The sequence below is a fragment of the Micromonospora sp. NPDC048999 genome, from assembly GCF_040649295.1.
GTDB lineage: Bacteria > Actinomycetota > Actinomycetes > Mycobacteriales > Micromonosporaceae > Micromonospora.
Window position 1 is genome coordinate 120,840 of the sequence record NZ_JBEZFI010000017.1, and the last position, 10,352, is coordinate 131,191.

General features: G+C 72.8%; 9 protein-coding genes. 2 read left to right on the forward strand and 7 right to left on the reverse strand.

Annotated features, from left to right (window positions below; translation table 11 throughout):
- Position 1 precedes the first annotated feature (1 nt).
- From secD to ruvC, 5 genes are all read right to left on the reverse strand, one after another.
- Complete coding sequence (secD, locus tag AB0C02_RS19460; protein WP_357549763.1) at positions 2–1,897, reverse strand: protein translocase subunit SecD; 1,896 nt, start codon at positions 1,895–1,897, stop codon at positions 2–4.
- 251 nt (positions 1,898–2,148) lie between these two features.
- Positions 2,149–2,496, reverse strand: a complete 348-nt coding sequence (gene yajC / locus AB0C02_RS19465) for a preprotein translocase subunit YajC (RefSeq protein WP_357549746.1) — start codon at positions 2,494–2,496, stop codon at positions 2,149–2,151.
- Positions 2,497–2,635: 139 nt separating this feature from the next.
- Entirely contained in the window at positions 2,636–3,700 is a 1,065-nt protein-coding gene (gene ruvB, locus AB0C02_RS19470; protein ID WP_357549747.1) for a Holliday junction branch migration DNA helicase RuvB, read from the reverse strand.
- Complete coding sequence (gene ruvA / locus AB0C02_RS19475) at positions 3,697–4,299, reverse strand: Holliday junction branch migration protein RuvA (protein WP_357549748.1); 603 nt, start codon at positions 4,297–4,299, stop codon at positions 3,697–3,699. The genes ruvB and ruvA overlap by 4 nt, the downstream gene beginning before the upstream one ends.
- Complete coding sequence (ruvC, locus tag AB0C02_RS19480; RefSeq protein ID WP_357549749.1) at positions 4,296–4,823, reverse strand: crossover junction endodeoxyribonuclease RuvC; 528 nt, start codon at positions 4,821–4,823, stop codon at positions 4,296–4,298. Before ruvC ends, ruvA begins: the two co-directional genes overlap by 4 nt.
- A 193-nt stretch (positions 4,824–5,016) precedes the next feature.
- Here ruvC and AB0C02_RS19485 point away from each other — a divergent pair, with 193 nt between their 5' ends.
- Both AB0C02_RS19485 and AB0C02_RS19490 read left to right on the forward strand, forming a co-directional pair.
- On the forward strand, positions 5,017–5,799 hold the full coding sequence (locus AB0C02_RS19485; protein WP_357549750.1) for a 3-hydroxybutyrate dehydrogenase: 783 nt from the start codon (positions 5,017–5,019) through the stop codon (positions 5,797–5,799).
- 14 nt (positions 5,800–5,813) lie between these two features.
- The gene (locus AB0C02_RS19490; protein WP_357549764.1) at positions 5,814–7,739 is read left to right on the forward strand and encodes a helix-turn-helix domain-containing protein; all 1,926 of its coding nucleotides are present in this window, start codon (positions 5,814–5,816) and stop codon (positions 7,737–7,739) included.
- A 40-nt stretch (positions 7,740–7,779) separates the two neighbouring features.
- Here AB0C02_RS19490 and AB0C02_RS19495 read toward each other — a convergent pair whose 3' ends face one another.
- Together AB0C02_RS19495 and AB0C02_RS19500 are read right to left on the reverse strand one after the other, a co-directional pair.
- Complete coding sequence (locus AB0C02_RS19495; protein ID WP_357549751.1) at positions 7,780–8,388, reverse strand: TetR/AcrR family transcriptional regulator; 609 nt, start codon at positions 8,386–8,388, stop codon at positions 7,780–7,782.
- 11 nt (positions 8,389–8,399) lie between these two features.
- On the reverse strand, positions 8,400–9,968 hold the full coding sequence (locus AB0C02_RS19500; protein WP_357549752.1) for an MFS transporter: 1,569 nt from the start codon (positions 9,966–9,968) through the stop codon (positions 8,400–8,402).
- Positions 9,969–10,352 lie beyond the last annotated feature (384 nt).

The window sequence follows — 10,352 nt, forward strand, 5'->3', positions numbered from 1 at the left end:
CTCAGGCCTCCTTGACGCGCGGGTTGCGAGCGGCGGCCTGCTCGGCCGACCGGGCCGGCAGGGCTCGGCCGAGACCGCTGACCCGCGGGGACAGGAACGCCCGGGTCCGGGCGAACATCGTCATGATCGGGTGACGGAAGAGGAAGACGACGACCAGGTCGAGGATCGTCGCCAGGCCGAGCGCGAAGGCGAAGCCCTTCACCGCGCCGACCGAGACGAGGTAGAGCACCACGGCGGACATCAGGGTGATGGCGTTCGCCGAGATGATCGTCCGGCGGGCCCGGATCCACGCCCGCGGCACCGCGCTGCGCGGGCTGCGCCCCTCCCGGATCTCGTCCTTGAGCCGCTCGAAGTAGATGACGAACGAGTCCGCCGCCACACCGAGCGAGACGATCATGCCGGCGAGGCCGGCGAGGGTGAGGGTGAAGCCGATCGACCGGCCGAGCACCACCAGCGAGCCGAAGACCAGCAGGCCGGAGAGCACCAGGCTCAGGAAGATGACCGAGCCGAGCAGCCGATAGTAGAAGAACGAGTAGATGATCACCAGCAGCATGCCGATGCCAGCCGCCAGCAGACCCGCCTTGAGGTGGCTGTCGCCCAGGGTCGCGGTGACGTTCTGCTGCTCAGCCTGCACGAAGGTGACCGGCAGTGCGCCGTAGCGCAGCTGGCTGGCCAGCTGGTTCGCGCTCTTGCTGTCAAAGCTGCCGCTGATCTGCGAGTCGCCGGTCAGCACGCCCTTGATCTCCGGGGACGAGACGATCTCGTTGTCCAGCACCACGGCGACCCGGCACTTGCCGTCCTGGCCGACCGCGCTCTGGTCGCAGGCCTGGCCCTCGTTCTGGAACGCCTCGCGGGTCAGGTTGGTCCACCGCTCCTGGCCCTTGCCGCTGAACTGCAGGCTCACCACCCAGGCGCTGGCCTGGTCGAGCTGAGCGGACGCGTTCTTGACGTCGGTGCCGACCACCTTCGCCTGGTCCAGCAGGTACTTGCCGCCGTACTCACAGGCGACCGCCTGGTGCTTCTCGTCCTTGATCGACGCCGGCGGCCGCTTGTCGAGCTGGGCGCAGGTGATGGTCGGGACGTTGAACTGCAGGTTGACCGGCAGCACCGCGATCTCCTGCGGGGAGAGGGCGCCGAACGGCTTGAGCTTCTCCGCCAGCGACGGGTCGGAGGTGAGGTCGGCCGGTTCCGTCAGGCCGGTGGCGGCGGACCAGGCGTCCGGGCCGACCTTCTGCTCGACGGCCTTGCGCTGCTCCTCGACGCTCTGCGACACCGGCTCGGCCTCCGCGCTCGGCGTCGGCTCGGCGCTCGCGCTCGGCGTCGGCGAGGCCGACGCGCTGGCGCTCGGCGCCGGGGCCATGCCGCCCTGCCCGCCGGTGGTCGGCGACGATTCGGCCTTCGGCGCGGTGCTGCCGGACGGCTTCGGCGTCGCGCTGCCCGACGGGGCCGGGGTGGCGCTGGCGGACGGGTCCGGGGTGGCGCTGGCGCTCGGTTCCGGGGCGACGGTCATGCCGCTGCCGTCGGTGACCTTGAGAACCTTGCGGAAGCGCAACTCGGCGGCGCTGCCGACATCGGTCAGATCCCGGTTCTGACCGGGCAGGGAGATGACGATGTTGCGGTTGCCCTCGGTGACCACCTCGGCCTCGGCCACGCCGTAGGCGTTGACCCGGTTCTCGATGATCTGTCGCGCCTCTTCGAGGTTGGCGGCCGTCGGGGGCTTGCCGTCAACACTGTTGGTGGCCTCGAGCGTCAGCCGGGTGCCGCCGACCAGGTCCAGGCCGAGCCGGGGCTCCAGCCGGTCCCGCAGGCCACCGCTGGCGCCGCCCGAGAAGAACACCAAAAGATAGAGGACGACGAAGATGAACCCGAGCACGGCGAGCTGCCGTCCGGGGCGCATCTGTCCCTGAGGTGGTGGTGCCACGGCTGTCCTGTCTCCCTGTACGGTCGCGCCGCTGGGCAGCGGCGGCGAAAATCGGGCCGGGGGTGTCCGCCCGACTGCTCCGATGAGCCGGCGCCGCCGGCCGACACGCCTCGAAGGGTGACGACGCGGCGGCGCCGCCGAACGAGATCTCCGCGTGCCGGCGTCGGGCGCCGACCCAACTATTTACTTGTGGCGATGATTCCGCTGCCCCGTTTCGGGGGCGACGGTCACTCCTTGACCGACTCCACTTCCTCGACGGCCGAGTCGATCGCCTCGGGGCGCTCGACCTGCTTGACCACTCGGGCGATGGCCGGACGCGCGTACTTGGTCTGCACGCCCGGCGCGATCTCCAGCAGAACGGTCTCGTCGTCCACGCCAGTGACCGTGCCGTGGAGCCCGCCGATGGTGACGATCTCGTCGCCCGGGGCGAGCGCGGACTGCATCTGCTCGGCCTCCCGGCGCCGCTTCTGCTGGGGCCGGATCATCATGAAGTACATGACGCCGAAGAGCAGAGCGATCATCAGGATCGGCGTCAGACCGCCGGCTCCCCCACCACTCGCTGCTGCGTAAAGCACGGTTTACAACCTTCCATTGGTTCTCCGCGCCGCGCCGAGGGCGCCGGAGCGGAGGCGGATTCTTACGTCCTGTACAAACCGCGGCGAAGTCTAATCCCTGTGCCTGAGAAGACCGAATGCGGTGCAGATCACGTTCGGATCACGGCTGGTCGGCCTGGGCGGAGAAGAGATCGGGCACGGCGGAAGTATCCATGCCAAATGTACCATTTGGCGGCGTTCGCCCCAGGTGGTGCCAGGCAGCCTCGGTGGCCACCCGCCCCCGGGGCGTACGGGCCAGCAGCCCGGCCCGCACCAGGAACGGCTCGCAGACCTCCTCGACCGTGTCCGGCTGCTCCCCCACCGCCACCGCCAGGGTGGAGAGGCCGACCGGGCCGCCCCGGAACGAGTCGACCAGCGCGGTGACCACCGCCCGGTCCAGCCGGTCCAGCCCGAGCGCGTCGACGTCGTACACGGTGAGGGCGGCCCGGGCGGCCTCCAGGGTGACCACCCCGTCGGCCCGGACCTCGGCGAAGTCCCGGACCCGGCGCAGCAGCCGGTTGGCGATCCGCGGGGTGCCCCGCGACCGGCCGGCGACCTCGGCCGCGGCCTCGTCGGTGATCGGCACACCGAGGATCCGGGCCGACCGGCGCAGCAGCGCCTCCAGCTCGGCCGGGCTGTAGAAGTCGAGGTGGGCGACGAAGCCGAACCGGTCCCGCATCGGCCCGGTGAGCAGGCCCGAGCGGGTCGTCGCGCCGACCAGCGTGAACGGCTCGACGTCGAGCGGGATGGCGGTGGCCCCCGGGCCCTTGCCGACCACCACGTCGACCCGGAAGTCCTCCATCGCGCTGTAGAGCAGCTCCTCGGCCGGCCGGGCAATCCGATGGATCTCGTCGATGAACAGGACGTCGCCCTCGGCGAGGCTGGTCAGGATGGCGGCCAGGTCGCCGGACCGCTCAATCGCCGGACCGCTGGTCACCCGGATCCCCGAGCCCAGCTCGGCCGCCACGATGTTGGCCAGGCTGGTCTTGCCCAAGCCCGGCGGCCCGGAGAGAAGAATGTGATCGGGCGGCGAGCCGCGCCGCATCGCCCCCTGGAGCAGCAGGTCGAGCTGGTCCCGTACGCGATCCTGGGCGATGAAGTCGGCGAGGCGCTTCGGCCGGACGCTGACCTCCGCGTCCCGTTCCGCGTCGCTGACGTACGCCGAGACCAGGTTCTCGTTGGTCATCGGGCGCGGCCCAGGAGGCGGATGGCCTGCTTGAGCAGGACCGGCACCGGCGGAGTCGCCCCGTCGACGGTCTCGGCGACCGCGGCGACGGCCTGCTCGGCCTGGGCGGCCGTCCAGCCGAGCCCGACCAGGGCCTGGCGCACCTGCTCGGGCCAGGCGCCCGCGGTGACCCCGGCGGCGCCGTCCGGCCCGACCGGCACCGGGCCGATCCGGTCGCGCAGCTCGAGGACGAGCCGTTCCGCGCCCTTCTTTCCGATGCCGGGCACCCGGGTCAACGCGGCGGTGTCGGCGTTGGCGATGGCCTTGCGCACCGCGTCCGGGGTGTGCACGGCGAGCACCGCCTGGGCCAGCCGGGGGCCCACCCCGCTGGCGGTCTGGAGCAGCTCGAACAGCTGCTTGGCGTCGTCGTCGGCGAAGCCGTAGAGGGTGAGCGAGTCCTCCCGGACGACCAGGCTGGTGGCGAGCCGGGCCGGCTGGCCGACCCGCAGCTCGGCGAGGGTGCCGGGGGCGCACTGCACCGCCAGGCCGATGCCGCCCACCTCCACCACCGCGTGGTCCGGACCGGTCGCGGTCACCGTGCCGCGCACGCTGGCGATCATCGTGCTCCTTCTCGTCGGGCCCGCTCGGCCGCGGCGGCCAGCTTCGACCGGGTGCCGCCGCGCCAGACGTGGCAGATGGCCAGGGCCAGGGCGTCGGCGGCGTCGGCGGGCCGGGGCGGCTCGGGCAGCCGCAGCAGCCGGGTGACCATCATGGTCATCTGCGCCTTGTCGGCCTGGCCGGACCCGGTCACCGCCGCCTTGACCTCGCTCGGGGTGTACGTCTGCACCGGCAGCCCGGCCCGCGCTCCGGCGAGCACGGCGATCCCGCTGGCCTGGGCGGTGCCCATCACCGTGCGGACGTTGTGCTGGCTGAACACCCGCTCCACCGCCACCGCGTCGGGCCGGTGCTCGGCGACCAGCTCGGTGAGCGAGCGGTCCAGGTGCAGCAGGCGCAGCGGCAGCTCGTCGTCGGGATCGGTGTGGATGACGTAGTAGGCGACCAGGGTGCAGGGCCGCCCCGGCACGCCCTCGACCACGCCGACCCCGCACCGGGTCAGCCCCGGGTCGACGCCGAGCACCCGCACGCCGCCTCCTCCCCGAGCATCAAGCAGAACGTGTGTTCGACACCCTACCGATCCGCTCCGGCACCCGCCGGGCGGGACACGCCGCGGCCCGTTCGGGGCGGAGCGATCCGCGCGGAGCCCACACAGAACAGCCGCCGAGTATGTGTCACCGCCCCATGTGCCGCCGGCCACACAGCTCGTAACTTCTTGCGCCATGACGGCAGAACCCGTGGCGGTCCCCCACGTCGTACACGTCGACCTCTCCGGTCGTAGCGCCCTGGTGAGCGGTGGTGGCAGTGGCATCGGACGGGCCTGCGCCCTGCGGCTGGCGGCGGCCGGCGCGGCGGTGCTGGTGGTCGACCGCAACGTGGCGGCGGCCGAGGCGGTGGCCGCCGAGGCGGGCGGTCGGGCCGAAGGCGTCGACCTGGCCGACCCGGCGGCGGTGGACCGGCTCGACGGGGGCGTGGACATCGTGGTGAACAACGCCGGGCTGCAGCACGTCGCGCCGGTGCAGGAGTTCTCCACGGAGCGCTTCGAGTACCTGCACCGGGTGATGGTGGAGGCGCCGTTCCTGCTGATCCGTCGCGCCCTGCCGCACATGTACGCGCAGGGCTGGGGCCGGATCGTCAACATCTCCTCGGTGCACGGGCTGCGCGCCTCGCCGTACAAGGCGGCCTACGTGTCGGCCAAACACGCCCTGGAGGGGCTGTCGAAGGTGGTGGCGCTGGAGGGCGCCGCCCACGGGGTGACCGCCAACTGCATCAACCCGGCGTACGTGCGGACCGCGCTCGTGGAGGGCCAGATCGCCGACCAGGCGGCCAGCCACGGCATCGGCGAGGACGAGGTGGTCGAGAAGATCATGCTGGCCCGGGCGGCGATCAAGCGACTCATCGAGCCCGAGGAGGTGGCGGAGCTGGTCGCGTACCTCTGCTCGCCGCCGGCCGCGTTCATCACCGGTGCCTCGATCGCCCTCGACGGGGGCTGGACGGCCAACTAGTGGCCGTGCGCACAATGTCGGGCATGTCGTCGCCGGTCGAGTTCCTCGAGCTGCTGGCCCGGGAGGCCGCCGCGATCGAGTTCGAGGGGCCGCTGGTCGCGGCCCGCGCCGCCGGCCTGCCGGCCGAGCGGCTCGCCGAGCTGGAGCAGGCGAAGGTGGTGGCGCTGCGGGTCCGCGCGCTGCTGGAGCGCCGGCGCCGCCGGGAGATCGAGCTCTCCGGCCTGTACGACACGGCCAGCGACCTGGCCGGGCTGCGCGACCTGGACGACGTGCTGCGGGCGATCGTGCACCGGGCCCGGATCCTGCTCGGCACCGACGTGGCGTACATGACGCTCAACGACGACGAGCGCGGCGACACCTACATGCGGGTCACCGACGGTTCGATCTCGGCCCGGTTCCAGGGGCTGCGCCTGGAGATGGGTGACGGCCTCGGCGGCCTGGTGGCCCAGACCGGCACCCCGTACGTCACCTCGAACTATCAGGAGGACATCCGCTTCCGGCACACCGGAGAGATCGACACCGGGGTCGGTGAGGAAGGGCTGGTGGCCATCCTCGGCGTGCCGCTGCGGCTCGGGTCGAGCGTGATCGGCGTGCTGTACGCGGCCAACCGGTCGGCCCGGCCGTTCGCCCGGGAGGAGGTGTCGCTGCTGGTCTCCCTCGCGGCGCACGCGGCGGTGGCGATCGACACCGCCCGACTGCTGGCGGAGACCCGCTCGGCGCTGGCGGAGCTCTCGGCGGCGAACAGCACGATCCGGGCGCACAGCAGCTCGGTGGAGCGGGCCGCCGCCGCCCACGACCGGATGACCGCTCTGGTGGTGCGCGGTGGCGGGATGGAGGACCTGGCGGCGGCGGTCACCGACGTGCTCGGCGGGGCGCTGCTGGCGCTGGACGCCGAGGGACGGCAGCTGGCCCGGGTGGGCGAGATCGAGGAGCCGGACCGGGCGGACCTGGTGGAGGCGGTGGCCGCCTCCCGGACCGAGGGGCGCAGCGTCCGCCGGGGTCCGCTCTGGTACGCCGCGGTGGTGGCCGGCGCGGAGAACCTGGGCGCGCTGGTGCTGCGCCCGGACGGCGAGCTGGTCGACGCCGACCAGCGGATCCTGGAGCGGGCCGCGCTGGTGACCGCGTTGCTGCTGCTGTTCCGCCGGACCGTGGCGGAGGCGGAGGGGCGGGTCCGGGGCGAGCTGCTCGACGACCTGATCGCCCGGCCGTCGCGGGACACCGACGCGCTGCGCGGCCGGGCCCGCCGGCTCGGGGTGGACCTGGACGCCCCGCACGTGCTGGTCGCGGTCGGCGACGACGCGTTCGCCGCGACCGGCTCGGCGCGGCAGCGGGTGCTCTCCTGGGCCATCACGTACGCCTCGACCCGGGGCGGGCTGGCGGCGGCGCGGGACGGCCGGGTGGTGCTGATGCTGCCCGGCACGGACGCCGGCGGCGCGGCGCGCGCGGTGGCCCGCGACCTGTCCCGGGTCACCGACCGGCCGGTGACCGCCGGGGCGAGCGGGCCGTCCACCGGGCCCGCGTCGCTGGCCGCCGTCTTCGCCGAGGCGGCCCGCTGCCTGACCGCGCTGGGCGCGCTGGGCCGTTCCGGGCAGGGCGCGAGCACCGCCGAGCTGGGCTTCGTGGGGCTGCTGCTGGGTACGGTCGGCGACTCGGGCGACCGGGACGTGGCCCGGTTCCTCGCCGCGACGGTCGGGCCGGTGGTGGACTACGACGCCCGGCGCGGCACCGCGCTGGTGAAGACGTTGGAGGCGTACTTCGGGATGGGCGGCAGCCTGGCCCGGGCGGCGGAGCTGCTGCACGTGCACGTCAACACGGTGACCCAGCGGCTGGAGCGGGTCGGGCAGCTGCTCGGCACCGACTGGCAGAAGCCGGAACGGGCGTTGGAGGTGCAGCTCGCGCTGCGGCTGCACCGCCTACGCACCCCACCCACGCCGGCCTGACCCCCGACCGCCCCCGGCGGAACGGCTGGCGAGACGCCGGTCAGCGGGCGCGGATGCCGTCAAGGGCGGCGTCGACGATCTGCTCGGGGAGGATCTTCTCGTCCAGCTCGGGATGCCAGCGCAGCATCCGTTGGATGAGCATCGGTCCGGTGAGCAGCGCCATGGCCAGCTCGATGTCGAGGTCTGCCCGCAGCTCCCCGCTGGCGACGCCGCGCCGCAGCACCTCTCGCATCAGCTTCCGGCGGGGCTCGATGATGTTCTGGTAGAGCTGGAAGTGGTCCGGGCTGCGGTTCACCTCGGGCACCAGACACGGCATGATCTTGGCGGCCCGCGGGTCGATGTTGTGCCCGACCGCGCCGACCAGCAGCACCAGGTCGTCGCGGACGGAGTGGCCGGCCGGCTCGGGCGGAGTGCCCTTGAGGGTGCGCAGCGCGTCGAGCAGCAGGGCGTCCTTGCCCGGCCAGCGGCGGTAGATGGTGGCCTTGCCCACCCCGGCGCGGGCGGCGATCGCCTCGATGGTGAGCGCCTCGATCGTGGTGCCCTCGGCGAGCAGGTCCAGGATCGCCTGGACGATCGCTTCGTCCGCGCGGATGCTCCGCGGTCGCCCGGGCGACCGCGGAGCATCGGCGGTGGAACTCATGTCAGACATTGTCGCCGAACCTACGGAGTCCCGGCCAACTCCGGCTTCGCGCCCGGCCGGGTGTCGACCTCGGTGGGCACCGGGCGGCCCGGCATCCAGCGGAGCACGATGCCGATACCGAGCGCGGCCACCAGCGCGGAGACCCCCGCAGCCCAGTGCATCGCCGAAACGAACGAGTCGTTGGCCGCCGCGATCAGCCTCGGCGCCGCCGGGCCGAGCTGGGCGGCCGCCGCGTACGCGCCGGAGATGGACTCCCCGGCCGCCGCCCGGACCGGGTCGGGCAGGCCGGCGAGCGCCGAGGCGACCTCGTCCCGGTAGACCGCGGAGAGCACCGAACCGAGTATCGCCACGCCGAGCGCGCCGGCGACCTGGCGGACCGTGTTGCTCACCGCCGAACCGACACCGGCCTTCTCCCGGGGCAGCGCCGACATGATCGACTCGGTGGCCGGCGGCATGATGTTGGCCATCCCGGCGCCCTGGACGAAGCCCAACGCCGAGAAGATCCAGATCGGCGTCTCCGCGTCGATGAGGGCGTACGCGCCGAGCGCGGCGGCGGTGAGCAGCAGCCCGACGGTGGACACGGCCCGGCCGCCGTACCGGCGGACCATGGCGGCGCTGCGCGGCGCGAAGATCAGCTGAGCGACCGCGAACGGCAGGAAGAGCAGGCCGCTCTGCAGCGGGCTGTAGCCGCGTACCAGCTGGAGGTAGAACGCGCCGAAGAACATCACGCCCATCGCGGCGAAGAAGACCAGTCCGACCATCGCCACCGGGGCGGCGAACCGGGGCACCCGGAACAGCCGGACATCCAGCGACGGGTGGTCGCTGCGCAGTTCGTGGACGACGAACCAGGTCAGCACCGCGAGCCCGCCGACGATGGCGGCCCAGACCCGCAGTCGGTCGAAGCCGTGCTCGCCGCCGTCGATGATGCCGTAGGTGAGGGCGACCAGGCCGACCACGGACAGCAGCACACCGGGCAGGTCCACCCGGCCGGGGCTCGGGTCGCGGGACTCCGGCACCAGTGCGGCGACCAGGACCACGCCGAGCGCCACCACGGGCACGTTGATCAGGAAGACGGAGCCCCACCAGTAGTGCTCCAACAGGGCACCGCCGAGGACCGGACCGATCGCCACGGCGAGGCCGACCGCCCCGGCCCAGATGCCGATCGCCTTCCCTCGCTCCCGGGGGTCGAAGACATTGGAGATGATCGAGAGGGTCACCGGCATGATGGCCGCGCCGCCGACGCCCATCAGCGCGCGGGTGGCGATCAGCTGCGCCGGGTCCTGCGCGTACGCCGACAGCAGCGACGCCAGGCCGAACAGGGCCAGGCCGATCAGCAGGAAGCGCCGCCGCCCGAGGCGGTCGCCGAGGACGCCGAAGGTGAAGAGCAGACCGGCGAAGACCAGCGTGTAGGAGTTGATCGCCCATTCCAGCTGGCCCTGGGTGGCGCCGAGGCCGTGCACCGGGTCGGCAAGGGTACGCAGGGCGACGTTGAGAATGGTGTTGTCAAGGACGACCACGAGGAGGCTGATCACCAACACCCCGAGGATCGCCCACCTCCTCGGATGTCCGGTGTTCTGGTGCGGTTCCACGTCCGGTTCTCCCCCCGGTTCACCCGCGTCGAAATACGATACGGGGCAGACTCGTAACGGGCTGAGCCTAGGCGAGAGAGATACGATACGGAACCGGTCCGTATCGTATGTGCGCCAGCTCACGCCCCCACCCCGCGCCTCCCGCCCCGCGCCGCCCCGCGCCGCCGCTCAAGATCCGCGCAGTTTCCCCGAAGGTGCTGCCTCCCGGCATCGTGAGGGGCCACTTTCGGGGAAGTTGTCCGGATCTTGCCGGCGCGCCTGGGCCGGCTGTGGTGGTGTGGGGTGAGTATCCGGTTTGTCGGGTGTGGTCGGGGGTCCCGGGGCGGAATGGCGGGTGGCGGTTGGTCGTTGAACACGGGTGCACGGCCGAGGAGGACGCCCCCG